The organism is Serratia sp. LTN-2, assembly GCF_059740205.1.
The window spans coordinates 35,694-61,567 of sequence record NZ_JCAXDO010000008.1 but is presented as its reverse complement, the minus strand read 5'-3'; the positions used below and the strand labels follow the sequence as shown (position 1 = coordinate 61,567).

The 25,874-nt window shown below is 60.3% G+C and carries 16 protein-coding genes; 10 read left to right on the top strand and 6 right to left on the bottom strand.

The genetic code is table 11. The features are described from left to right. Positions 1-117: 117 nt before the first annotated feature. Both dgt and degP read left to right on the top strand, forming a co-directional pair. A complete protein-coding gene (dgt, locus tag AC6BYQ_RS16355) occupies positions 118-1,635 on the top strand; it encodes a dGTPase (protein WP_154747099.1) in 1,518 nt (505 codons plus the stop codon). Between the two features lie 181 nt (positions 1,636-1,816). Continuing rightward, entirely contained in the window at positions 1,817-3,256 is a 1,440-nt protein-coding gene (gene degP, locus AC6BYQ_RS16350) for a serine endoprotease DegP (RefSeq protein ID WP_498057219.1), read from the top strand. 65 nt (positions 3,257-3,321) lie between these two features. Here degP and barA read toward each other — a convergent pair whose 3' ends face one another. Then, on the bottom strand, positions 3,322-6,048 hold the full coding sequence (barA, locus tag AC6BYQ_RS16345; RefSeq protein ID WP_498057218.1) for a two-component sensor histidine kinase BarA: 2,727 nt from the start codon (positions 6,046-6,048) through the stop codon (positions 3,322-3,324). A gap of 66 nt (positions 6,049-6,114) precedes the next feature. Between barA and rlmD the strand changes: the two genes are divergently transcribed. The 5 genes from rlmD (at position 6,115) to eno (ending at position 13,963) form a co-directional block, all read left to right on the top strand. Continuing rightward, on the top strand, positions 6,115-7,464 hold the full coding sequence (gene rlmD, locus AC6BYQ_RS16340) for a 23S rRNA (uracil(1939)-C(5))-methyltransferase RlmD (RefSeq protein ID WP_498057217.1): 1,350 nt from the start codon (positions 6,115-6,117) through the stop codon (positions 7,462-7,464). Positions 7,465-7,473: 9 nt separating this feature from the next. Next, complete coding sequence (gene relA / locus AC6BYQ_RS16335) at positions 7,474-9,705, top strand: GTP diphosphokinase (protein WP_498057216.1); 2,232 nt, start codon at positions 7,474-7,476, stop codon at positions 9,703-9,705. Between the two features lie 100 nt (positions 9,706-9,805). Next, positions 9,806-10,600, top strand: a complete 795-nt coding sequence (mazG, locus tag AC6BYQ_RS16330; RefSeq protein ID WP_019455100.1) for a nucleoside triphosphate pyrophosphohydrolase — start codon at positions 9,806-9,808, stop codon at positions 10,598-10,600. A 348-nt stretch (positions 10,601-10,948) separates the two neighbouring features. Next, positions 10,949-12,586, top strand: a complete 1,638-nt coding sequence (gene pyrG / locus AC6BYQ_RS16325; RefSeq protein WP_004932674.1) for a glutamine hydrolyzing CTP synthase — start codon at positions 10,949-10,951, stop codon at positions 12,584-12,586. Between the two features lie 81 nt (positions 12,587-12,667). Next, positions 12,668-13,963: a phosphopyruvate hydratase gene (gene eno, locus AC6BYQ_RS16320; RefSeq protein ID WP_004932670.1), complete on the top strand. Its 1,296-nt coding sequence runs from the start codon at positions 12,668-12,670 to the stop codon at positions 13,961-13,963. Between the two features lie 118 nt (positions 13,964-14,081). Here eno and AC6BYQ_RS16315 read toward each other — a convergent pair whose 3' ends face one another. From AC6BYQ_RS16315 to AC6BYQ_RS16300, 4 genes are all read right to left on the bottom strand, one after another. Next, positions 14,082-15,476, bottom strand: coding sequence for an amino acid permease (locus tag AC6BYQ_RS16315; protein WP_025159648.1), 1,395 nt, complete (start codon positions 15,474-15,476; stop codon positions 14,082-14,084). Positions 15,477-15,578: 102 nt separating this feature from the next. Continuing rightward, positions 15,579-17,114, bottom strand: a complete 1,536-nt coding sequence (gene hutH / locus AC6BYQ_RS16310; RefSeq protein WP_019455102.1) for a histidine ammonia-lyase — start codon at positions 17,112-17,114, stop codon at positions 15,579-15,581. Beyond that, on the bottom strand, positions 17,111-18,802 hold the full coding sequence (hutU, locus tag AC6BYQ_RS16305; protein WP_025159649.1) for a urocanate hydratase: 1,692 nt from the start codon (positions 18,800-18,802) through the stop codon (positions 17,111-17,113). The genes hutH and hutU overlap by 4 nt, the downstream gene beginning before the upstream one ends. 376 nt (positions 18,803-19,178) lie before the next feature. Further along, complete coding sequence (locus AC6BYQ_RS16300) at positions 19,179-20,519, bottom strand: MFS transporter (protein ID WP_019455103.1); 1,341 nt, start codon at positions 20,517-20,519, stop codon at positions 19,179-19,181. A gap of 323 nt (positions 20,520-20,842) precedes the next feature. On the opposite strand from AC6BYQ_RS16300, the gene queE reads away from it, so the two are divergent. After that, the gene (gene queE, locus AC6BYQ_RS16295; protein ID WP_063918177.1) at positions 20,843-21,514 is read left to right on the top strand and encodes a 7-carboxy-7-deazaguanine synthase QueE; all 672 of its coding nucleotides are present in this window, start codon (positions 20,843-20,845) and stop codon (positions 21,512-21,514) included. A gap of 30 nt (positions 21,515-21,544) precedes the next feature. Here queE and queD read toward each other — a convergent pair whose 3' ends face one another. After that, on the bottom strand, positions 21,545-21,904 hold the full coding sequence (gene queD / locus AC6BYQ_RS16290; protein WP_004932638.1) for a 6-carboxytetrahydropterin synthase QueD: 360 nt from the start codon (positions 21,902-21,904) through the stop codon (positions 21,545-21,547). A 436-nt stretch (positions 21,905-22,340) separates the two neighbouring features. On the opposite strand from queD, the gene cysJ reads away from it, so the two are divergent. Continuing rightward, positions 22,341-24,143: an NADPH-dependent assimilatory sulfite reductase flavoprotein subunit gene (cysJ, locus tag AC6BYQ_RS16285; RefSeq protein ID WP_498057215.1), complete on the top strand. Its 1,803-nt coding sequence runs from the start codon at positions 22,341-22,343 to the stop codon at positions 24,141-24,143. Continuing rightward, positions 24,143-25,858, top strand: coding sequence for an assimilatory sulfite reductase (NADPH) hemoprotein subunit (cysI, locus tag AC6BYQ_RS16280; protein WP_063918179.1), 1,716 nt, complete (start codon positions 24,143-24,145; stop codon positions 25,856-25,858). The genes cysJ and cysI overlap by 1 nt, the downstream gene beginning before the upstream one ends. The last annotated feature ends 16 nt before the right edge of the window (positions 25,859-25,874 follow it).

Here is a 25,874-nt window from a genome sequence, read left to right as displayed (position 1 = left end):
GCTGATTGGCCGTGAGAATTGCGGCATAGTCTATCATGGCTGTGTGTGAGAGATAATGCGTTGCATCCGCCGCCGGGAATTGTTATCACGGGGCAGGGCGTAACGGCGGAGGAACAGATGTCCGGGATCGACTTCAAGCAAAAAATCAGTTTCCAACGGCCTTTCAGCAAACCGATCGAGGCTGAGGAAGAGTACGACATCGTGCGGCAGTTCGAGAGCGATCGCGGTCGCATCGTCAACTCGGCCGCCATTCGCCGTCTGCAGCAAAAAACCCAGGTGTTTCCGCTCGAGCGCAACGCGGCGGTACGCAGCCGCCTGACGCACTCGATGGAGGTGCAGCAGGTCGGGCGCCACATCGCCAAAGAGATCCTCAACCGCTTCAAACAGGCAGGGAAGATCGATGAACTCGGCCTGGCTCGGCTGCTCGATCCGTTTGAAAGCATCGTGGAAATGGCCTGTCTGATGCACGATATCGGCAACCCGCCGTTCGGTCACTTCGGCGAGTCGGCGATCAACGACTGGTTTGCCCAGCGCCTCGATCCCGCCAGCTGCGGCAGCGAACCTGGCAGCCACGATCGCTGCCAGGTGGCGGCGCTGCGCCTGCATGAAGGGGAGAGCGATCTGAACCGGCTGCGCAGCCGGATCCGTCAGGATCTCAGCCACTTCGAGGGTAACGCCCAGGCGATTCGCATGGTGTACAGCCTGTTGAAGCTCAACCTGACCTACGCTCAGGTCGGCTGCATTTTGAAATACACCCGCCCGGCTTATTGGGCGGGCGATATTCCCGCCAGCCACAGCTATCTGATGAAAAAGCCCGGTTACTATCTGGCGGAAGAGGCCTTTGTCGATCGGCTGCGGCGCGAGCTGCACATGGGCGAGTTCGATCGTTTCCCGCTGACCTATATTATGGAGGCCGCCGATGATATCTCTTACTGCGTGGCCGATCTGGAAGACGCGGTGGAGAAGAGCATTTTTACCGTCGAGCAGCTGTATCAGCACCTGATTCAGGAGTGGGGCGAGGTGGTGCCGGGCGATCTGTTCGACAAGACCGTCGCCAGCGCGTTTCGCAAGATAGATCGCGGCGGCGCGCGGCGCAGCGCAGAAGATCAGTTCTTCATGTATCTGCGGGTGTTTACCGTGGCGCGGCTGGTGCCGCACGCGGCGCAGCGCTTTATCGACAATCTGGACGCGGTTTATCAGGGCAGTTTCAACCAGGCGCTGCTGGAGGATTCCAGCCCGGCCTATCGGCTGCTGAAAATATTTAAAAATGTGGCGTTCAAGCATGTGTTCAACCACCCCGAGGTCGAGCAGCTCGAGCTGCAAGGCTACCGGGTGATCAGCGGCCTGCTGGACATTTACAGCCCGCTGTTGGCGATGTCGCTGGCGGACTTCAGCCAGCTGGTGCGCGAGGACAGTCATCGCGCTTACCCGATCGAAACGCGCCTGTTCCACAAGCTGTCCACCAAGCATCGGCTGGCGTATGTGGAGGCGGTAGAAGGGCTGCAGCATTTATCGCCGGAGCAGCAAACCATTCGGGAATATTATTTCCGCGCGCGTTTACTGCAGGACTATATCAGCGGAATGACCGACCTGTATGCCTATGATGAATATCGTCGATTGATGGCGGCGGAATAATTAAGCTGAGGAATAATTGTCAGCAATTCCAACCGGTTGGCTGTCTCGAGTTTTGTAAAGACGGACAATATTTGTTTACTATTGCCAATCATCTGTGCCGGAACTTCAGGCTATTAATTAACTCTGAATAAGCACGCAAGACGGCCATTCTTTTTTGAACGACTTTATAAGAGACACACAGATGAAAAAAACCGCATTAGTTCTGAGCGCACTGGCATTCAGCATCGGTATGGCGATCGGCCCGGTCACGGCCAGCGCCGCTGAAACCGCCTCTTCCAGCACCCAACAGCTGCCGAGCCTGGCGCCGATGCTGGAAAAGGTGATGCCTTCCGTCGTGAGCATTAACGTTGAGGGCAGCACCACGGTCAATACGCCGCGCATGCCGCAGCAGTTCCAACAGTTCTTCGGCGAAGATTCGCCGTTCTGCCAGGACGGTTCGCCGTTCCAGGGTTCGCCGATGTGCCAGGGCGGCGAACAGCCCGGGCCGGATGGCCAGCCACAGGGCACGCAGCAGAAATTCCAGGCGCTGGGCGCCGGGGTGGTCATCGATGCCGCCAAGGGCTATGTGGTGACCAATAACCATGTGGTGGACAACGCCAACAAGATCCAGGTGCAGCTGAGCGACGGCCGCCGTTTCGACGCCAAGGTGATCGGCAAGGATCCGCGTTCCGATATCGCACTGATCCAGCTGAAAGACTTCAAGAATCTGACGGCGATCAAGATGGCCGATTCCGACCAGCTGCGCGTCGGTGATTACACCGTGGCGATCGGCAACCCGTACGGGCTGGGTGAGACCGCCACCTCGGGCATCGTTTCCGCCCTGGGGCGCAGCGGCCTGAACATCGAAAACTACGAAAACTTTATCCAGACCGATGCGGCGATCAACCGCGGTAACTCCGGGGGGGCGCTGGTTAACCTGAACGGTGAACTGATCGGCATCAACACCGCGATCCTGGCGCCGGATGGCGGCAACATCGGTATCGGCTTCGCCATTCCGAGCAACATGGTGAAAAACCTGACAGCGCAAATGGTCGAATATGGCCAAGTGAAACGCGGCGAGCTGGGCATCATGGGTACCGAGCTGAACTCTGAGCTGGCCAAGGCGATGAAGGTCGATGCGCAGCGCGGGGCCTTCGTCAGCCAGGTGATGCCGAAGTCTTCCGCGGCGAAGGCGGGCATCAAGGCCGGCGACGTGATCGTCACCATGAACGGCAAGGCCATCTCCAGCTTCGCCTCGTTCCGGGCGGAGATCGGTACATTGCCGGTCGGCAGCAAGATGTCGCTGGGTATTATTCGCGACGGCAAGCCGGTAACGATTGACGTCACGCTGGAGCAAAGCGCGCAGACCCAGGTGGCCTCGGGCAATATCTACACCGGTATTGAAGGCGCCGAGCTGAGCAACACCCAGGTCGGCAACGTGAAGGGCGTCAAGGTCGATAGCGTGAAAGCCGGCAGCGCCGCGGCGCGCATCGGCCTGAAAAAGGGCGACGTGATCCTGGGCGTGAACCAGCAGCCGATCCAGAACCTGGGTGAGCTGCGTAAAATCCTCGACAGCAAGCCGTCGGTACTGGCGTTGAATATTCAGCGCGGCGAGAGCCAGCTGTACCTGCTGGCGCAGTGATAGGCGTCAGGCGTTAAAAACAAAGGCACGCTGCGGCGTGCCTTTTTGCGTTATGGCCTGAGGATTCAGGCGGGTTGCGCCAGATGCGCGCGCGCCGCGTGGATCACCAGTTCAATCTCATCCAACAGCTCCAGCCACTCCGGCTCCAGTTCGTCGTTGGTGATGCCCTGACGCAGCTGCCGCTCGAGGTAGAAACACAGCTGCTTGAGGCGCGGCACGCCGCTGTAGCTGCAGCTGCCGTGCAGCTTATGGACCAGATCGAGGATCTCGTCGTCATGCTGGCCGTCGAGCAGCGCCTGTACCCGTTCGCGCACCTGCGGCAGGAAATCGAGCAGCATTTGCAGCAGATCGCGCGCCAGGTCCGGTTTGTTGGCCGCCTGACGCAGCGCCAGCGGCCAGTCGAGCGACAGCGGCGCGTCGTCGGCGATGGCGTTTTCCACGTCGCCGCTGTGGTAGCGCGACAGCACGCGGGTCAGCATTTTCTCGTCGATCGGTTTGGCCAGGTAGTCGTCCATCCCGGCCTGCAGCAGGTGCTCGCGCTCGCCGCTGGCGGCATGGGCGGTAACGGCGACGATCGGCGTGGAGTTGTGATGCGGCAGCTGGCGGATCAGTTCGCTGGCGTGAATGCCGTCCATCTTCGGCATCTGAATGTCCATCAGGATCAGATCCAGCACGTTGTCGCGCGCCAGCGCCAGCGCTTCCTCACCGCTTTCGCACAGCAGGGTTTTTTCTACCTGTTCCCCCAGCAGCGTACCGATCAGCTTCAGGTTGGCCGGGTTGTCGTCCACCGCCATCACGGTCAGCGGCAGGCGTTTACGCTCAGGCTGCGCGGTGAGGCGTGCCGGCGCTTCCATCCGGAGCAGCGGGAACAGTCGGGTGCTGGTGATCGGCTTGATCAGGCAGCCGAGCGCGCCTTGTTGTTTAAGCAGCTCGGCGTCGATCTGCGCCTGGCACGGCAGCGCCAGAATCACCCGATCGGCCAGCTTCAGCGAGGCCAGCAATTTGTCCTGATGCTGCGCCATGTTGTCGCGGAACGGGATGGGCACGCCGGCCAGCAGGAAGTCATAGTGGCCTGGCGGCAACTGGCCCAGCGTCGGCGAGTGGGTGATCACCAACTGCGTGACGCTGAGCATGTTGAGCGTCGCCTGCGCCGCCGTCGGGTTGGACTCGATATAGGCCAGCGTTTTGCCGTTCAGATCCGGCAGGCTCGGTGCCAGCGACAGCATGCCCTCGTTCAGATCCAGCGTGATGTGGAACCAGAAGGTCGAGCCGCGATTCAGCTGGCTGTGGAAGCAGATATCGCCTCCCATCTCCTTCACCAGTTTTTGCGTGATCACCAGCCCCAGCCCGGTGCCGCCGTGGCGGCGGGAGATGCTGGCGTCCGCCTGACGGAATGCCTGGAACAGCTGCGACTGCTGGCGTTCGGAAATGCCGATGCCGGTGTCGTGGATCTGCACTTCCACTTCTACCCGTCGCTCCAGCTGTTTGCGCAGCTCGACGCGAATGTCGATATTGCCGGTTTCAGTGAATTTGATGGCGTTGCCCAGCAGGTTGGTGATGATCTGCTGCAGGCGCAGCGAGTCGCCGATCACCTGCTCCGGCACGTCGTTGTGCACATCCAGCGTCAGCTCAAGACCCTTGTCGTGGGCGCTCGGCGCCAGCAGCACCACCACTTCGTCCAGCGTTTCACGCAGGGCGAACGGAATGTGTTCCAGCACCAGCTTGCCGGCTTCCAGCTTGGAGAAATCCAGCACGTCGTTGATGATGGTCAGCAGGTTGTTGGCCGAGCGTTCGATGGTCTGCAAATAATCGGTCTGGGTCGCGCTCAGATCGGTTTTCAGCATCTGGCGGGTGAAGCCGATCACGCCGTTGAGCGGGGTGCGCAGCTCGTGCGACATGTTGGCCAGGAATTCGGACTTGATGCGCGCCGCCTCCTGCGCGCGTTTTTTCGCCAGATCCAGCTCGACGTTTTGGATCTCCATCTGCTCCAGCGTTTCGCGCAGATCGGAGGTGGCCTGATCGATATTCTGCTGCATCTCTTCGTGGTAGGCGGTGAGCGACATCGCCATCGAGTTGATGCCGTTCTTCAGCATGTGCAGCTCGCCGAGCATGTAGCCCTCCACGCGGCTGTCGAGCTGGCCGCGGCGGATGCGGTCGACGGTGTTCACCATGTTGCGGATCGGGCCGGTCACGTCGCGCATCAGCCGGTAGGCGAACAGGATGGCGATGCACATGCACAGCAACAACAGCAGGGTAGAGACAAAGACCTCTTTATATTGCTGCAGCCGCACCGACTGCAGATCCAGCTCGATCGCCACATAGCCCAGGTTGTTGTCGGGATGGCTGCCGCCGTCGGCGTTTTCATCCGGATATTGGTTTTCCGACAGGATCGGCGTGCGCAGGATCAGCGAATCGCCGCGCCGGGTGAGCATCAGGTCGGTGGGCAACGGCACGCCTTTCGGCAGCTGCAGCTGGGCGAAGTTGTGATGATAATTGGAGGTGACGAACAGGTTGTTCTGCGCATCGAACACGGTGATCGAACGCACGATGTCCGAATGGCGGCGATGCAACAGACTGACCAACTGCCTGACCGACTCGCGGCTGCGGAACGTCATGCCGTACTCGCTGGCCACCGCCAGCGGCTCGATGATGCTGGCGCCGGCGTCGACCAATTGCTCCTGCAGCTCGTTGTAGCGATGCACCACGAAGAAGGTGCTGAGCAGCAAACCAATCAGCAAGGTCGGGGCCAGAATCAGGATCATCATGCGCGCACGCAGGCTGTATTTGGTCATGGGATTCCAATGTGGGAGAATTGACAGCTGACACTAGCTTAATGAACCAGCACACAATCGACAAATATGGCGCAATTCTACTCTCCCAAACGCCGCGTGACGACCCGGCAGAGCTCACAAATCTTCACCGTGACGGTGAGCGATCTCGATCCTTTCGGCCAGGGCGTGGCGCGCCACGACGGCAAAGCGGTGTTCGTGCCGGGCGTACTGCCGGGCGAGCAGGCAGAAATTCAGCTGACCGAAGACAAGCGCCAGTTCGCCAAAGGCAAGCTCAAGCGCCTGCTGAGCCGCAGCTCGCAGCGGGTGGAGCCGCGCTGTCCGCATTTCGGCGTATGCGGCGGCTGCCAGCAGCAGCACGCGGATGAGGCGCTGCAACAGCAGAGCAAGGCGGCGGCGCTGGTGCGCATGATCGCCCGCGAAACCGGGGTAACTCCGCAGCAGGAACCGGTGATCGCCGGCCCGGAATACGGCTATCGCCGCCGCGCCCGCCTGAGCCTGGCGTGGCAGCCGAAGCAGCAGCGCCTGATGATGGGTTTTCGCCAGGCGGCCTCCAGCGAGCTGGTGGCGGTGGCGCACTGCCCGGTGTTGCGGCCGGAGCTGGAACAGCTGCTGGCGCCGGTGCGCACCTGCCTAAGCGGGCTGCAGGCGGTGCGGCGGCTGGGGCATGTGGAGCTGGTGCTGGCGGATAACGGTCCGCTGCTGGTGCTGCGCCATCTCGATGCGCTGAAGGACGTGGATCGGCAGGCGCTGTTGGCGTTTGGCGAGCGGGAAAAGGTCGCCGTTTATCTGGCGCCGGACAGCGATCGGTTGGAAAAACTGTGCGGTGACGCGCCGTATTATCAGGTTGACGGGCTACGCTTAGACTTCAGCCCGCGCGACTTTATTCAGGTCAATGACGCCGTAAACCAACAAATGGTGGCGCAGGCCCTTGAATGGCTCGACATTCAACCCAATGATCGGGTGCTGGACCTGTTCTGCGGCATGGGCAACTTCACTCTGCCGCTGGCGCGCCGCGCTGCTGCGGTGGTGGGCATCGAAGGTGTTGCCACGCTGGTAGCGAATGGGCAATATAATGCACATAAGAATAAGCTGAATAATGCGTCGTTTTTCCATGAGAATCTGGAGGACGACGTTGAGCGGCAACCTTGGGCAGCACAAGGGTTTGATAAGGTGATGCTGGATCCCGCCCGCGCCGGTGCGGCCGGGGTGATGTCACATATTGTAAAACTGGCGCCGGCGCGGGTGGTTTATGTTTCCTGTAACCCCACCACGCTGGCTCGCGACAGCAAAGTGCTGTTGAGCGCCGGTTATCGTCTTGCGCGCGTGCGGATGTTGGATATGTTTCCGCACACGGGGCATCTTGAATCAATGGCGCTGTTTATCAACGAGCGCGCGCCAGAGGTCGCTGCAAAGTAGGGAGAGGTTATGGTTGCGGTAAGAAGTGCACATCTGAATACGGCGGGTGAGTTCGCTCTCGATGAGTGGATCGCCAGCTTGGGGCTACCTAACCCGCAGTCATGTGAGCGATTGGCCGCAACCTGGCGTTATTGTGAGCAGCAGACCCAAAACCATCCCGACGCCTCACTGCTGCTGTGGCGCGGCCTGGAGATGGTGGAAATCCTCTCGACGCTGAGCATGGACAACGACAGCATGCGCGCCGCGCTGCTGTTCCCGCTGGTGAACGCCGGCATCGTGCAGGAAGAGATCCTGACCGAAGCGTTCGGCAAGGGCATCGTCGCGCTGGTGCACGGCGTGCGCGACATGGACGCCATTCGCCAACTGAAAGCCACCCAAAACGACTCGATGGCCTCCGAACAGGTCGACAACGTGCGCCGCATGCTGTTGGCGATGGTGGAGGATTTCCGCTGCGTGGTCATCAAGCTGGCGGAGCGCATCGCCCACCTGCGCGAGGTGAAAGACGCGCCGGAAGACGAGCGCGTGCTGGCGGCGAAAGAGTGTTCCAATATCTACGCCCCGCTGGCTAACCGGCTCGGCATCGGTCAACTGAAATGGGAGCTGGAAGATTTCTGCTTCCGCTACCTGCACCCGGAAGAATACAAGCGTATCGCCAAGCTGTTGCACGAGCGCCGCATCGATCGCGAACAGTTCATCGACGATTTCGTCGCCGGGTTGCGCGCCGAGATGGCCAGCGAAGGCATTCGGGTGGAGATCTACGGCCGGCCGAAACACATCTACAGCATCTGGCGCAAGATGCAGAAAAAACACCTGGCGTTCGACGAACTGTTCGACGTGCGCGCGGTGCGCATCGTGGCGGAGCGTCTGCAGGATTGCTATGCGGCGTTGGGCATCGTGCATACCCACTTCCGCCATCTGCCGGACGAGTTCGACGACTACGTCGCCAACCCGAAACCCAACGGCTACCAGTCGATCCATACCGTGGTGCTGGGGCCGCGCGGCAAAACCGTCGAGATTCAGATCCGCACTCGGCAAATGCACGAAGACGCCGAGCTGGGCGTGGCCGCGCACTGGAAGTACAAAGAGGGTGCGGGGGTTACCGTGCGCTCCGGCTACGAAGAGCGCATCGCCTGGCTGCGTAAGCTGATCGCCTGGCAGGAAGAGATGGCGGACTCCGGCGAGATGCTCGACGAAGTGCGCAGCCAGGTGTTCGACGATCGGGTCTATGTGTTTACCCCGAAAGGCGACGTGGTGGATCTGCCGGCCGGCTCCACGCCGCTCGACTTCGCCTACCATATTCACAGCGACGTCGGTCACCGCTGCATCGGTGCCAAGATCGGCGGCCGCATCGTGCCGTTTACCTATCAGCTGAAGATGGGCGATCAGATTGAGATCATCACCCAGAAGCAGCCGAACCCGAGCCGCGACTGGCTGAACCCGAACCTGGGCTACGTCACCACCAGCCGCGGGCGCTCGAAGATCCACAACTGGTTCCGCAAGCAGGATCGCGACAAGAACATTCTTGCCGGCCGCCAGATGCTGGACAACGAACTGGAACACCTCGGCATCAGCCTGAAAGAGGCCGAAAAGCTGCTGATCCCGCGTTACAACATGAACTCGCTGGACGAGGTGTTGGCGGCGATCGGCGGCGGGGACATTCGCCTGAACCAGATGGTGAATTACCTGCAGGGCAAGTTCAACAAACCGAGCGCCGAAGAGCAGGATCGCGAGGCGCTGCGCCAGCTGGTGCAGCAAAAAGCGCCGCCGCCGACCCGCAACAAGGACAACGGCCGAGTGGTGGTGGAGGGTGTGGGCAATCTGATGCACCACATCGCCCGCTGCTGCCAGCCGATCCCGGGCGACGACATCGTCGGCTTTATCACCCAGGGGCGCGGCATCTCGATCCACCGTGCGGATTGCGATCAGCTGGTCGATTTGCAATCCCACGCGCCGGAACGCATTGTCGACGCGGTATGGGGCGAAAGCTACTCCAGCGGTTATTCGCTGGTGGTGCGTGTGATGGCCAATGACCGCAGCGGCTTGCTGCGCGATATCACCACTATTCTGGCCAACGAAAAGGTCAACGTGCTGGGCGTCGCCAGCCGCAGCGACACCAAGAAACAGCTGGCCACCATCGACATGGATATCGAAATCTACAACCAGCAGGTGCTGGGGCGGGTGTTGGCGAAGCTGAACCAGCTGCCGGACGTGATAGACGCCAAGCGTCTGCACGGCAACTAAGCCCACGGCACTTTTCGGGCCGCATCCGATGTCGATGCGGCCCGAACTCCATCAGTTCCGGCGGGCATATCAGCACGCCCTTTTTTCTCAGAGATTTTTTATGACCCAATCCACTCCGCTGCAGCGTCTGTTGAACATCATGAAAACGCTGCGCGACCCACAGGTCGGTTGCTCGTGGGACCGCAAGCAAACCTTCGCCACCATTGCGCCCTACACGCTGGAGGAAACTTACGAGGTGCTGGACGCCATCGAGCGGCAAGATTACGCCGATCTGCGCGACGAGCTGGGCGATTTGCTGTTCCAGGTGGTGTTCTACGCCCAGATGGGGCAGGAACAGGGGCTGTTCGATTTCGATGAGGTGTGCACCGCCATCAGCGATAAGCTGGAGCGTCGTCACCCGCATATCTTCGGCGACGCCGAGGGCGGAGACAGCGAAACCGTCGCGGCGCGCTGGGAGCAGCTGAAGGCGGGCGAGCGCGCCGAAAAAGCGCTGCACTCGGTGCTGGACGATATTCCGCAGGCGCTGCCGGCATTGATGAAAGCGCACAAGATCCAAAAACGCTGCGCCTCGGTCGGCTTCGACTGGAACACGCTGGGCCCGGTGCTGGACAAAGTGTACGAAGAGATCGATGAAGTGATGCACGAAGCCCGCCAGGCGGTGGTCGACGAGAGCAAGCTGGAAGAGGAGATCGGCGATCTGCTGTTCGCCACGGTGAACCTGTCGCGCCATCTGGGGCACAAGGCGGAGAACGCGCTGCAGGCGGCGAACCGCAAGTTCGAACGCCGCTTCCGCCAGGTGGAAGAGATCGTTCAGCAACGCGGGCTGCGATTGGAAGACGCCACGCTGGAGCAGATGGAAGAGGCCTGGCAGCAGGTTAAACGCCAGGAAAGCTGAACTGCAGCTGCAATGTTGATCGCCGACAAGGTTCACTGTAGCTGAAACGGTTAAGCTTACGGTCAGGTCAGAGGCGCATGGCTGCCGTCGGCAGCAAAAGGCCAACAAACTGAAATCTAAGGCGTTTTATCGCTCCTGAGGGGCGGTAAAAAGAAATATTCTCCGCTAACTCTTTGTATTTCCTGGAGGGTTTGCGGGGCGCCGGCGGAGTAAACCCTGATGAACACGGGAGGGCGGCCGAGATGATGGACAGCAAAACGATCGTTTGTAGGTCAGGAGAGGTTCGGGTATACTACTTTCCCGTCCTGGTTCTTCCATCGTCTTTAAACCTAAACTCTCAGGTTCAGCATGACAACTAATTATATTTTTGTGACCGGCGGGGTCGTATCCTCTCTGGGTAAAGGCATTGCCGCAGCCTCTCTGGCGGCTATTCTTGAAGCCCGTGGCCTCAACGTTACCATCATGAAACTGGACCCGTACATCAACGTGGATCCGGGCACCATGAGCCCGATTCAGCATGGGGAAGTTTTCGTCACCGAAGACGGCGCAGAAACCGATCTGGATTTGGGTCACTACGAGCGCTTCATCCGCACCAAGATGTCGCGTCGCAACAACTTCACCACCGGCCGCATCTACTCCGACGTGCTGCGTAAAGAACGCCGCGGCGACTATCTGGGCGCGACCGTGCAGGTCATTCCGCACATCACCAACGCGATCAAAGAACGCATCATCGAAGGCGGCGAAGGCCACGATGTGGTGCTGGTGGAGATCGGCGGCACCGTCGGCGATATCGAATCGCTGCCGTTCCTCGAAGCCATCCGTCAGATGGCAGTGGAAGTGGGCCGCGAGCACACCCTGTACATGCACCTGACGCTGGTGCCATACATGGCGGCGGCCGGCGAAGTGAAAACCAAGCCGACCCAGCATTCCGTAAAAGAGCTGCTTTCCATCGGTATCCAGCCTGATGTGCTGATTTGCCGTTCCGATCGCGCGGTTCCTGCTAACGAACGCGCTAAAATCGCGCTTTTCTGCAACGTGCCGGAAAAAGCGGTTATCTCTCTGAAAGACGTTGATTCTATTTATAAAATCCCAGGCCTATTGAAATCTCAGGGGCTGGACGATTATATTTGTAAACGATTCAGCCTGAACGCGCCGGAAGCCAACCTGGCCGAATGGGAACAGGTGATCTACGAAGAAGCCAATCCGGGCGGCGAAGTGACCATCGGTATGGTCGGCAAATACGTTGAGCTGCCGGACGCTTACAAGTCGGTGATCGAAGCGCTGAAGCACGGTGGGCTGAAAAACCGTCTGACCGTGAACATCAAGCTGATCGACTCGCAGGACGTGGAAACCCGCGGCGTGGAAGTGCTGAAAGGGTTGGATGCGATCCTGATCCCGGGCGGCTTCGGTTACCGCGGCGTGGAAGGCAAAGTGATGACCGCACGCTATGCGCGCGAGAACAACATTCCTTACCTGGGCATTTGCCTGGGCATGCAGGTGGCGTTGATGGAGTTCGCTCGCAACGTGGCCGGCATGGAAAACGCTAACTCCACCGAGTTTATGCCAGACTGTAAGTACCCGGTGGTGGCGTTGATCACCGAATGGCGCGACGAAGACGGCAACGTCGAAGTGCGCAGCGAAGAAAGCGATTTGGGCGGCACGATGCGCGTAGGTGGCCAACAGTGCAACCTGAGCGACAACAGCCTGGTGCGTCAATTGTACGGCGAACCGACCATTGTCGAGCGTCACCGTCACCGTTACGAAGTTAACAACATGCTGTTGAAGCAGATCGAAGCCGCAGGGCTGCGTGTCGCCGGTCGTTCCGCCGACAACAAGCTGGTTGAGATCATTGAACTGCCGAATCACCCGTGGTTTGTAGCCTGTCAGTTCCACCCGGAATTTACATCTACGCCGCGTGATGGGCATCCGCTGTTCGCCGGCTTCGTGAAAGCCGCTGGCGAGCATCAGAAGCGCCAGGTGAAATAAAATATTTGGTAGGCGGCGCGCGGTGAGAACCGCGCGCTGTTTGTCTGGAGTTTTAGTTTAACTTGTACTGAGGAAAACCTAATGTCCAAAATCGTTAAAGTCATCGGTCGTGAAATCATCGACTCCCGCGGTAACCCGACTGTAGAAGCCGAAGTTCATCTGGAAGGCGGTTTCGTCGGCTTGGCTGCTGCGCCGTCAGGTGCTTCTACCGGTTCCCGCGAAGCGCTGGAACTGCGTGACGGTGACAAGTCTCGTTTCCTGGGTAAAGGCGTACTGAAAGCCGTTGCTGCAGTAAACGGTCCGATTGCTCAGGCAGTACTGGGTAAAGATGCCAAAGACCAGGCGAACATCGACAAGATCATGATCGAGCTGGACGGCACCGAAAACAAATCCAACTTCGGCGCCAACGCCATTCTGGCGGTTTCTCTGGCAGCAGCGAAAGCAGCCGCAGCCTCTAAAGGCATGCCGCTGTACGAGCACATCGCTGAACTGAACGGCACCCCAGGCAAATTCTCCATGCCACTGCCGATGATGAACATCATCAACGGCGGCGAGCACGCTGACAACAACGTCGACATTCAGGAATTCATGATTCAGCCGGTTGGCGCGAAAACCCTGAAAGAAGCGGTGCGCATCGGTTCTGAAGTGTTCCACCACCTGGCGAAAGTTCTGAAAGCCAAAGGCATGAACACCGCTGTGGGCGACGAAGGCGGCTACGCGCCAAACCTGGGTTCCAACGCCGAAGCGCTGGCGGTTATCGCTGAAGCGGTAAAAGCGGCGGGCTACGAGCTGGGCAAAGACGTTACTCTGGCGATGGACTGCGCGGCTTCCGAATTCTACAAAGACGGTAAATACGTGCTGGCCGGCGAAGGCAACAAAGCCTTCACTTCCGAAGAGTTCACTCACTTCCTGGAAGAGCTGACCAAACAGTACCCAATCGTGTCTATCGAAGACGGCCTGGATGAATCCGACTGGGCGGGCTTCGCTTACCAGACCAAAGTACTGGGCGACAAAATCCAGCTGGTTGGCGACGATCTGTTCGTGACCAACACCAAGATCCTGAAAGAAGGCATCGAGAAAGGCATCGCTAACTCCATCCTGATCAAGTTCAACCAGATCGGTTCTCTGACCGAAACCCTGGCGGCTATCAAGATGGCGAAAGACGCCGGTTACACTGCAGTGATCTCTCACCGTTCCGGTGAAACCGAAGACGCGACCATTGCCGACCTGGCGGTAGGTACTGCGGCTGGCCAGATCAAAACCGGTTCCATGAGCCGTTCTGACCGCGTTGCCAAGTACAACCAACTGATCCGTATCGAAGAAGCGCTGGGTGACCGTGCGCCATTCAACGGCCTGAAAGAAGTTAAAGGCCAGTAAGTTCGACCGATTCGGTTGCTGAATAAAAACCCGCTGCGGCGGGTTTTTTTATGCCCGGCGTTCGGCCAAAAGCGTGTAATAAAAAACCCGCCGCAGCGGGTTTGACCTTCAGCGAACGCTACATCTGCTGCGTTGCCGCAGTGACCGGTGAGCCGCCGCCTTTCTTGCGCACCCACAGCCAGTAAGCCACGGTGAGGAGGGCTATCCATACCAGCCCGACGTACAGCGCGATGCGGCTCTCTTCGAAGTAGCCGAGCAGGCCGATGACGAACGCCATAAAGGCGGTCGCCAATGCCGGCGCTACCGGCCACCACGGTACCGGGAAGCTTAACTGACGAGCTTCTTCCGGCGACAGCGTGCGGCGCATGACGATCTGCGACAGCAGGATCATCAGCCATACCCAGACGGTGGCGAAGGTGGCGATCGAGGCGATGATCATGAAGACTTTCTCTGGAATCAGATAGTTGAGCACTACCGCCAGCAGCAGAGCGACCGACATCACCAGCACCGTCATCCACGGCACGCCGCTGGCGGTCAGTTTGGTGAAGCTGCGCGGCGCCTGGCCGTCCTGCGCCATGCCGTACATCATGCGGCCGGCGCCGAAGATGTCGCTGTTGATGGCCGAGATGGCGGCGGTGATCACCACCACGTTCAGCACGTTGGCGGCGGAGCTGATGCCGAGGTTGCTGAAGATCTCAACGAACGGGCTGCCGTTCTGGCCGATGCTGTTCCACGGGTAGATCGCCATCAGCACCGTCAGTGTCAGCACGTAGAACAACAGAATGCGCACCGGCACGGCGTTGATCGCTTTCGGCAGCACTTTGGCGGGGTCTTTCGCCTCGCTGGCGGTGATGCCGATGATCTCGATGCCGCCGAAGGCGAACATCACTACCGCCAGCGACGCGACCACGCCGCCGATGCCGTTAGGCATAAAGCCGCCGTGTTGCCACAGGTTGCTGATGCCGGTGGCGTGCTGGGTCTGTCCGAAACCGAACAACATCACCGCCGCGCCGCCGACGATCATCGCCACGATGGCGGCGACCTTGACCAGCGACAGCCAGAATTCCATTTCACCGAAGACCTTGACGCTGCACAGGTTGAGCGCGCCGATAAACAGGATGATGCTGAGTACCCAGACCCACTGAGCGACGTCCGGGAACCACAGCCCCATATAGATGCCGAAGGCGGTGACGTCCGCCAGGGCGACGATCACCATTTCAAAGGTGTAGGTCCAGCCGGTGAGGAACCCGGCCAGCGGGCCGAGGTAGTGGCTGGCGTAGTGGCCGAACGAGCCGGAGACCGGTTGGTGCACCGCCATTTCACCCAGCGCGCGCATCACCATGAACACCGCCGCGCCGCCCACCAGGTAGGCCAGCAGCACGGCCGGACCGGCCAGCTGAATGGCGCCGGCGGAGCCGTAGAACAGACCGGTGCCGATCGCCGAGCCGAGAGCCATGAAACGGATATGCCGCGCGTTTAGTCCGCGTCTGAGTTGTGTTGTTTCGTTACGCATGTTGCTTCCCGTTAAGTGTTTGCCGAACAGGCACGCGCTGCCCGCGCCGGGTGGAACGCACCCGGCGGGGCAGAACAAACTGCGTGATTCAGTGTGTGATGATTATGCCTGGCTAGGCAGCAGCGCCGCAGGCAGCAGCGATGTCAGGTGACCGGCCGCCAAGAGTTGGCTGGCGGCTTCAATGTCGGGGGCGAAGAAACGATCCTTGTCATAGAAACTGACATGCTCGCGCAGCAGACGGCGCGCCTGCTCCAGACCTTCCGAGGTCTTCAGGCCGTTGCGGAAATCCAGGCCCTGGCAGGCGGCCAGCCATTCGACCGCCAGAATGCCGCGTACGTTGTCCGCCATGCTCCACAGGCGGCGGCCGGCGGCCGGTGCCATGGAGACGTGATCTTCCTGGTTGGCGGAGGTTGGGATGCTGTCGACGCTCGATGGATGCGCCAACGCTTTGTTTTCGCTGGCCAGCGCCGCGGCGGTGACCTGGGCGATCATGAAGCCGGAGTTCACGCCGCCGTTCTCCACCAGGAACGGTGGCAGCTGCGACATGTGTTTGTCCATCATCAGCGAGATGCGGCGTTCGGACAGCGAACCGATTTCGGCAAACGCCAGCGCCAGATTATCGGCGGCCATCGCCACCGGTTCGGCGTGGAAGTTGCCGCCGGACAGCACGTCGCCCTGTTCGGCGAACACCAGCGGGTTATCGGAGACGGCGTTGGCTTCGATCTCCAGTACCTCGGCGGCCTGGCGGATCTGCGTCAGGCAGGCGCCCATCACCTGTGGCTGGCAGCGCAGGGAGTAAGGATCCTGCACTTTTTCACAGTTGCGGTGCGAGTCGGAGACTTCGCTGCGCGCGCCGAGCAGGTGACGATAGGCGAGGGCGGCGTCGATCTGGCCGCGCTGGCCACGCACCTCGTGGATACGCGCGTCAAACGGGCTGCGGGAGCCCAGCGCCGCTTCCACCGTCAGGCTGCCCGCCACGGTCGCGGCGGCGAACAGGTCTTCCGCATCGAACAGGCCGCGCAGCGCGAAGGCGGCGGAGACCTGGGTGCCGTTCAGCAGCGCCAGGCCTTCTTTCGCCGCCAGCGTCAGCGGTTTCAGGCCGGCTTTGGCCAGTGCTTCGGTTGCCGGCAACCATTGGCCCTGATGGCGCGCCTGGCCTTCGCCCAGCAGCACCAGGCTCATGTGCGCCAGCGGCGCCAGGTCGCCGGAAGCGCCGACCGAGCCTTTCAATGGGATATGCGGATAAACTTCGGCGTTGACCAGCGCGATCAGCGCCTGGATGACTTCCAGACGAATGCCGGAGAAGCCGCGCGACAGGCTGTTGATCTTCAGCACCATGATCAGGCGCACCAGATTGTCGTCGGTCGGCTCGCCCACGCCGGCGGCGTGTGACAGCACGATCGAACGCTGCAGGTTTTCCAGATCGTCGCGGGCGATGCGCGTCGAAGCCAGCAGGCCAAACCCGGTGTTGATGCCGTAAGTGGTGCGGTTTTCTTCAACGATGCGCTCTACGCAGGCCACGCTCTGCTGGATAGGGGCATAGGCGTTGTCGTCCAGCGTCAGCGTCACCGGATGTTGGTAGACGTCGCGTAGCTGGGCCAGCGTCAGTTTGCCTGGGCGAATAGTCAGCGCTTTCATGCTTTTTCTCCTTGGGTGGCGGCAACCATCGGCAGGTTCAGGCCTTGCTCGCGGGCGCAGTCGATAGCGATATCGTAACCGGCGTCGGCGTGACGCATGACCCCGGTAGCCGGGTCGTTGTGCAGGACGCGGGCGATGCGCTCGGCGGCCTCATCGGTGCCGTCGCAGACGATCACCATGCCGGAGTGTTGGGAGAAGCCCATGCCGACGCCGCCGCCGTGGTGCAGGGAAACCCAGGTGGCGCCGCTGGCGGTGTTCAGCAGGGCGTTCAGCAGCGGCCAGTCGGAAACTGCGTCGGAGCCGTCTTTCATCGCTTCGGTTTCACGGTTCGGGCTGGAAACGGAGCCGGAATCCAGGTGGTCGCGGCCGATGACGATCGGGGCGGACAGTTCGCCGCGGCGCACCATCTCGTTGAACGCCAGGCCCAGTTTGGCGCGCTGGCCGAGGCCAACCCAGCAAATGCGCGCCGGCAGGCCCTGGAAGCTGATGCGCTCGCGCGCCATGTCCAGCCAGCGGTGCAGGTGTTCGTCATCCGGGATCAGCTCTTTCACCATGGCGTCGGTTTTGTAGATGTCCTGCGGATCGCCGGACAGCGCCGCCCAGCGGAACGGCCCGATGCCGCGGCAGAACAGCGGACGGATGTAGGCCGGCACGAAGCCCGGGAAGTCGAAGGCGTTGTCGACGCCGGTTTCTTTTGCCATCTGGCGAATGTTGTTGCCGTAGTCGAAGGTCGGCACGCCCATCTGCTGGAAGGCCAGCATGGCTTTGACGTGATCGGCCATCGACTGTTTGGCGGCGGCGACCACTTTAGCCGGCTCGGTCTGAGCGCGCTGGCGATACTCTTCCCAGCTCCAACCCTTCGGCAGGTAGCCGTTCAGCGGGTCGTGGGCGCTGGTCTGGTCGGTGACCATGTCCGGGCGCACGCCGCGGCGCACCAACTCCGGCAGGATTTCCGCCGCGTTGCCGCACAGGGCGATGGAGATGGCTTTGCCTTCTGAGGTGTATTTTTTGATGCGGGCCAGCGCGTCGTCCAAATCTTTGGCCTGTTCATCGACGTAGCGGGTTTTCAGACGGAAATCGATGCGGCTCTGCTGACATTCGATGTTCAGCGAGCAGGCGCCCGCCAGCGTGGCGGCCAGCGGCTGCGCGCCGCCCATGCCGCCCAGACCGGCGGTCAGCACCCAGCGGCCCTGCAGGCTGCCGTCGTAGTGCTGGCGGCCCGCTTCGACGAAGGTTTCGTAGGTGCCCTGAACGATGCCCTGGCTGCCGATGTAGATCCAGCTACCGGCGGTCATCTGGCCGTACATGGCCAGGCCTTTGGCATCCAGTTCGTTGAAGTGTTCCCAGGTCGCCCAGTGTGGCACCAGGTTGGAGTTGGCGATCAGCACGCGCGGCGCGTTGCTGTGGGTTTTGAACACGCCGACCGGCTTGCCGGACTGCACCAGCAGGGTTTCGTCTTCTTCCAGCGTTTTCAGGGTTTCGACGATCTTGTCGTAGCAATCCCAGTCGCGCGCGGCGCGGCCGATGCCGCCGTACACCACCAGCTCGTGTGGGTTCTCCGCAACTTCAGGATCGAGGTTGTTCATCAGCATGCGTAACGGCGCTTCGGTCAGCCAGCTTTTTGCGTTTAATTGTGTGCCGCGTGGCGCGCGTACATCGACATTGCGAACTTTGTTATTTGTAGTCACAGCATTTTCCTCAAACAGTATCGGTGCAGATTCCATGCCGCGGTGGGGATGAGAACCACGGCATAACAATGCGTAGGGCTTATTAACATATACTTGTATGTACAAGCATATGCAACACTGACCAGTTGCCGCTGAAAAGTGGCATAAGAAAAAGTTATTTTCTTTTTATATCAGGTTGATATGCGTTTTTTTATCGCCGGCCTCATGTGCACAAGGCCGGAGAAAAGTGAGCTATTCGGCAAAAATGAATTAAAAATGACTCATTTTTGGGCGGCTAGTCACAATATTTTTACAGACTGATTACAGTTGGCGGCGGAGGATAAACAACCCCTATCACCGCAGGAAAAAAAGCCCGCCATGAGCGGGCTGGCAAGGATCAGGCGGCCGGTTGCAGCGTCGGTTTGCGGCTCATCTTGCATACCGTCGCGATGGCGGCGATCAGCGCCGGCACGCACAGGAACATCAGGATGCTCTGCACTTCCCATTGCATGGCCAGCAGTTGAGCCCCCATCATGGTGCCGGCGACGCCGCCGAAGCGGCCGATGCCCTGCATCCAGGCGATGCCGGTGGCGCGGCTGTGGGTGGGGTAGAAGGTGGCCGCCAGCGTTTGCAGGCCGGACTGCGCGCCGTTCATGGTGACGCCCATCAGGAAGATGAAGGCGCCAAGCAGCACGATCTGCTTGTCTTCGGTGGCCATCGCCACGATCAGCAGGGCCGTGACGACAAAGCCGCTCGAGACCACCTTATGCGCATTCCAGCGATCCATCAGCCAGCCGGCCACCAGAATGCCCAGCGTGCCGCCGAAGGTGAACAGCGAGGTGAGCATCGCCGATTGCTCCAGCTGATAGCCCAAACCCTGCATCAGGATCGGCATCCAGCTCAGCAACACGTAGTAGATCACCAGCCCCATGAAGTAGGTCACCCACAGCATCAGCGTGCCGAGCAGGTAAGGGCGACTGAACAGCAGGCCGATGCTGGTCTTGGTCTGCGCCAGCTTCTCTTCGTACAGGTAAAAACGCGTCACGCCGTCGAGGCTCTGGCTGACGAAACGCTGCGCGATGCGTTTGATCTTCGCCGCTTCCTGTCCACGGTTAACCATATACTTGACCGATTCCGGCAGCAGCAGGATCAGCAACACCGTCAGCGCCAGCGGCGCGATGGCGCCGAGCAGCAATACGCTGTGCCAGCCGTAGTTCGGGATCAGCCACGACGAAATGGCGCCGCCGCCGGCCGCGCCCAGCGGAAAGCCGCAGTACATGGTGTTGATCGCCAGCGAACGGCAGCGCTGCGGCGCGTATTCGGAGATCAGCGTGATGGCGTTGGGCATCGCCGCTCCCAGCCCGAGGCCGGTGAGGAAACGCCACAGCGTCAGGCTGTTGAGCGAGCCGGCGTAGGCGGTGGCCAGGCTCGACAGGCCGAAGAACAGGCAGGAAAACACCAGCACGCGCTTGCGGCCGATGCGGTCGGAGATCGGCCCGGCGATCAGCGCGCCGAGCGATAGCCCCAGCAGCGCGGCGCTCAGCACCGGCCCCAGGTCCTGTTTCACTATGCCCCAGTCTTTGGCGACCGACGGCGCGATATAGCCCATGGCGGCGGTATCAAAACCGTCGATGGCGAGGATCAGGAACCCGAGAATGATCAGTGTCCAGTGAAACAGCGAAAACTTGCTGTCGTCGATGGCCTGTTGAATGTTTAACTCGCTGGTGGAATGAGTCATGGCACCCTCTAAACGCAGATGTAGTCGTGATGGAACGTGGCCGGAACTGTCGCCCGGCTTGTGTTTGCTTGTATATACATCTGCGCGTCGGCGCTTTATGTCAAATATAATTATCTTATTTGTTAACTGCGTGTTGTTTTCTGTGGAGCAGCTTGCACCGCCGATGAAATGCCGAAGGCCGGTTAACAAATTAAATGAACGCCATTAGCGGTGAGATATGCTGACGGCGGCGCCGAGGATAAAATTTAATACATTTTTGGCCGTTTGGTCGCCGGGCCGGAATCTGCGATAATCGCTTTTTACTTTTCCAGATTGAGAAACCGATGCAGTACCCGATCAATGAGATGTTCCAAACCTTGCAGGGCGAAGGCTTTTTCACCGGCGTGCCGGCCATTTTCATCCGCCTGCAGGGCTGCCCGGTAGGGTGCAGCTGGTGCGACACCAAACATACCTGGGAAAAGGAAGCCCATCGGGAAGTAGACCTGCAACGGATCCTGGTCAAAACAGAAGAGAGCGACGCCTGGGGCAACGCCACCGCCGAACGGCTGTTGGCGGTAATGCGCCAGCAGGGCTACACCGCGCGCCATGTCGTGATCACCGGCGGTGAACCCTGTATCTACGATCTGACGCCGCTGACCGAGCTGTTCGAACAGCATGGCTACAGCTGCCAAATTGAGACCAGCGGCACCCACGAAATCCGTTGTTCCGCCAACACCTGGGTGACGGTTTCGCCGAAGGTGAACATGCGCGGCGGCATGAAGGTATTGGATCAGGCGCTGCGGCGCGCCGACGAGGTGAAACATCCGGTGGCGCGTGAGCGCGACATCGAGGCGCTGGATGCGCTGCTGGCGACGTTGCAGGACGACAAGACCCGCATTATCGCGCTGCAGCCGATCAGCCAAAAAGAAGAGGCGACCCGCCTGTGCATCGAAACCTGCATCGCGCGCAACTGGCGGCTGTCGATGCAGACCCACAAGTATCTGAACATCGCCTAAAATCAGGGCGCCATTGCGGCGCCCTTTCTTTTAACCTTTATATACGCATCCCGCAGTACAGGTCTCTTTCACCATCACCGCAGTCAATTCCGGCAGCTGGGGCTTGAGCTGCTGCCAAATCCAGGCGGCGAGCACTTCGCTGGTGGGATTTTCCAATCCTGGAATATCGTTCAGATAATGATGATCCAGCCGTTCCCAGATCGGGGAAAACACAGCCTTGAGCTCGGCGAAATCCATCACCCAACCGGTGTGGGGATCCACTTCACCGGTCACTTCCAGACGCACCATAAACGAATGCCCATGCAGACGGCCGCATTTATGGCCCTCCGGCACGTGCGGCAAACGGTGTGCGGCTTCAAACTGAAAATCTTTAAACAGCGTGGTTGCCATTATTACGGCCTCATTGACTCAAAAACCGCCGCATAGTACCGGAAAGCGCGTCTGCTTGCCATTTATACCGTTATGGTCTACCGCCACGGCCAACGCGCCCGGTTAACACTTTTTTTGTTTGGTGTTTGCGGCACCTATCGGCTGGGGTTATGAGCCGAAATGTTGAACGGTGAAAAAATGATGAAAAAAAGTGCTTTATTTTCATCTGGATAAAAAACTTTGTTTAACGGTTTAAGCGTTATCCCTTACCGGAAAAACAGCTTAGTCATTTTGGTTATGATTTATTGCTATCCCTTATTTAATCGTTGCTATTCTGCTCGGTAACCTTACAAACTCTCCTGATCTTTTCCGCACACCCGACGCAGCGAAGAGACAGCGACTGACACTGGCGCGCGCCTGGCAGCAAAGGCGCTAAGTATAGGAAATAAGTACAGCAATGACGACTCAGGCTCCTCCAACATCTTTGCTCCCGCTGACGCCCGAACAGCTGGCGCGCCTGCAGGCGACGATCAGCGATTATTCGCCGACGCAGCTGGCGTGGCTGTCCGGCTATTTTTGGGGCATGGTCAATCAACAGCCCGGAGCCGTGGGCATTGCGCCTGTCGCCCCAGCGGCGGCTGCCGGCATCACCATCATTTCCGCATCGCAGACCGGCAATGCGCGCCGCCTGGCGGAGCAGCTGCGCGACGATCTGCTGGCCGCCAATCTGAGCGCCACGTTGGTCAGCGCCGGCGACTACAAATTCAAACAGATAGCGCAAGAGCGCCTGCTGGTGATCGTCGCCTCCACGCAGGGGGAGGGCGAACCGGCGGAAGAAGCGGTGGCGCTGCATAAATTCCTGTTCTCGAAGAAGGCGCCGAAGCTGAATGATACCGCTTTTGCGGTGTTCGGGCTGGGCGACACCTCTTATGAGAATTTCTGTCAGTCTGGTAAAGATTTCGACGGCAAACTGGCCGAACTGGGCGCCGAGCGCCTGGTGGAGCGTGTGGACGCCGACGTGGAGTACCAGGAGCTGGCCGCCGCCTGGCGCAAACAGGTGGTGTCGGTGCTGAAGGCGCGCGCGCCGGCGGAAAGCGCCGCGCCGGGCGTGTTGGCCAGCGGCGCGGTCGATCTGATCGACAGCAGCCCGTACAGCAAGGAACAGCCGCTCACCGCCCAACTGGCGGTCAATCAGAAAATTACCGGTCGGGCGTCGGATAAAGACGTGCGCCATATCGAGATCGATCTGGGCGACTCCGGCCTGCGCTATCAGCCGGGCGATGCGCTCGGCGTATGGTTCGACAACGATCCGGCGCTGGTGGACGAACTGGTGCAGCTGTTGTGGCTGAAAGGCGACGAGCCGGTCGAGGTGGAAGGGCAAACCCTGCCGCTGGCGCAGGCGCTGCGCAGCCATTTCGAACTGACGCAGAACACCACGCCGATCGTCGATAAATACGCCGCGCTGTCGCGCGACGAAACGTTGATCGGCCTGCTGGCGGATAAAGCTGCGCTGCAGCATTACGCGCACAACACGCCGATCGTCGACATGGTGCGCCAGGCGCCGGCGGATCTGAGCGCCGAACAGCTGGTCGGCCTGCTGCGCCCGCTGACGCCGCGCCTGTACTCCATCGCCTCTTCGCAGGCGGAGAACGAAAGCGAAGTGCACATCACCGTGGGCGTGGTGCGTTACGACATCGACGGGCGCGCCCGCAGCGGCGGCGCCTCCGGTTTCCTGGCGGATCGCCTGGAGGAGGACGGCGACGTGCGGGTGTTTATCGAACACAACGACAACTTCCGCCTGCCGGCCAACCCGGAAGCGCCGGTGATCATGATCGGCCCGGGCACCGGCATCGCGCCGTTCCGCGCCTTTATGCAGCAGCGCGACGCCGACGGCGCCGGCGGCAAGAACTGGCTGTTCTTCGGCAACCCGCACTTTACCGAAGATTTCCTGTATCAGGTCGAATGGCAGCGCTACGTGAAAGACGGCTTGCTGACCCGCATCGATCTGGCCTGGTCCCGCGACCAACAACATAAAATATACGTACAAGACAAACTGCGCGAACAGGGCGCGGAAGTGTGGCGCTGGATTCAGGAAGGCGCGCACATTTACGTCTGCGGCGATGCCAATCGCATGGCAAAAGACGTGGAAAACACATTACTGGAACTGGTGGCCGAGCACGGTGGCATGGATACCGAGCAGGCGGATGAATTTTTAAGTGAGCTGCGCCTTGAGCGCCGTTATCAGCGAGATGTTTACTGATGAGTGATAAACACCCCGGGCCTTTGGTAGTCGAAGGCAAACTGGCCGATGCGGAGCGCATGAAGAAGGAGAGCAACTTCTTGCGCGGCACCATCGCCGAAGATTTGAACGACGGCCTGACCGGCGGCTTCAACGGCGACAACTTCCTGTTGATCCGTTTTCACGGTATGTACCAGCAGGATGACCGCGACATTCGCGCCGAACGCGCCGAGCAGAAGCTGGAGCCGCGCCACGCCATGATGCTGCGCTGCCGCCTGCCGGGCGGCGTCATCAGCCCGCAGCAGTGGCTGGGCATCGACAAGTTCGCGCAGGAAAGTACGCTGTACGGCAGCATTCGCATCACCAACCGCCAGACGTTCCAGTTTCACGGCATTCTGAAAGGCAACGTCAAACCGGTGCACCAACTGCTGAACCGTCTGGGGCTGGACGCGCTGGCGACTGCCAACGACGTGAACCGCAACGTGCTGTGCACCTCCAACCCGGTGGAGTCCGAGCTGCATCAGGAAGCCTACGAGTGGGCGAAGAAGATCTCCGAACACCTGCTGCCGCGCACCCGCGCCTACGCAGAAGTGTGGCTGGATCAGGAGAAGGTGGCCACCACCGACGAAGAGCCGATTTTGGGATCGACCTACCTGCCGCGTAAATTCAAAACCACGGTGGTGATCCCACCGCAAAATGACGTCGATCTGCACGCCAACGACATGAACTTCGTGGCGATCGCCGAAAACGGCAAGCTGGTGGGCTTCAACCTGCTGGTGGGCGGCGGGCTGTCCATCGAGCACGGCAACAAGAAAACCTACGCGCGCCAGGCCAGCGAGTTCGGCTACATTCCGCTCGAGCATACGCTGGCGGTGGCGGAAGCGGTGGTGACCACGCAGCGCGACTGGGGCAATCGTACCGATCGCAAGAACGCCAAGACCAAATACACGCTGGAGCGCGTCGGGGTGGACGTTTTCCGCGCCGAAGTGGAAAAGCGCGCCGGCATCACCTTTGCACCGATCCGGCCGTATGAATTCACCGGCCGCGGCGATCGCATCGGTTGGGTGAAGGGCATCGACGATCAGTGGCACCTGACGCTGTTTATCGAGAACGGTCGCCTGCTGGACTATCCGGGGCGCCCGCTGAAGACCGGTATGGCGGAGATCGCCAAGATCCATAAAGGCGACTTCCGTCTGACGGCGAACCAAAACGTGATCATCGCCGGCGTGCCGGAAAGCGAGAAGGCGAAGATCGAAGCCCTGGCGCGCGAACATGGCCTGATCGACGACCAGATCAGCGAGCAACGCAAAAACTCGATGGCCTGCGTGTCTTTCCCGACCTGCCCGCTGGCGATGGCGGAGGCCGAGCGCTTCCTGCCGCAATTCGTCACCAAGGTGGAAGGGATCATGCATCGGCACGGGGTGGGCGACGAGCATATCGTGCTGCGCATCACCGGCTGCCCGAACGGCTGCGGCCGCGCGCTGCTGGCGGAGCTGGGACTGGTGGGCAAGGCGGTCGGCCGCTATAACCTCCATTTGGGTGGCAACCGCGAAGGCACGCGTATTCCGCGCATGTACCGCGAGAACATCAACGAAGACGAGATCCTGAGCGAGATTGACCTGCTGGTGGGGCGCTGGGCGAAGGAGCGCAACGCCGGCGAAGGCTTCGGCGACTTCACCGTTCGCGCGGGCATCGTCAAACCGGTGCTGGATCCGGCGCGGGATTTCTGGGAGTGAGGCCGGGCGGCCTCTG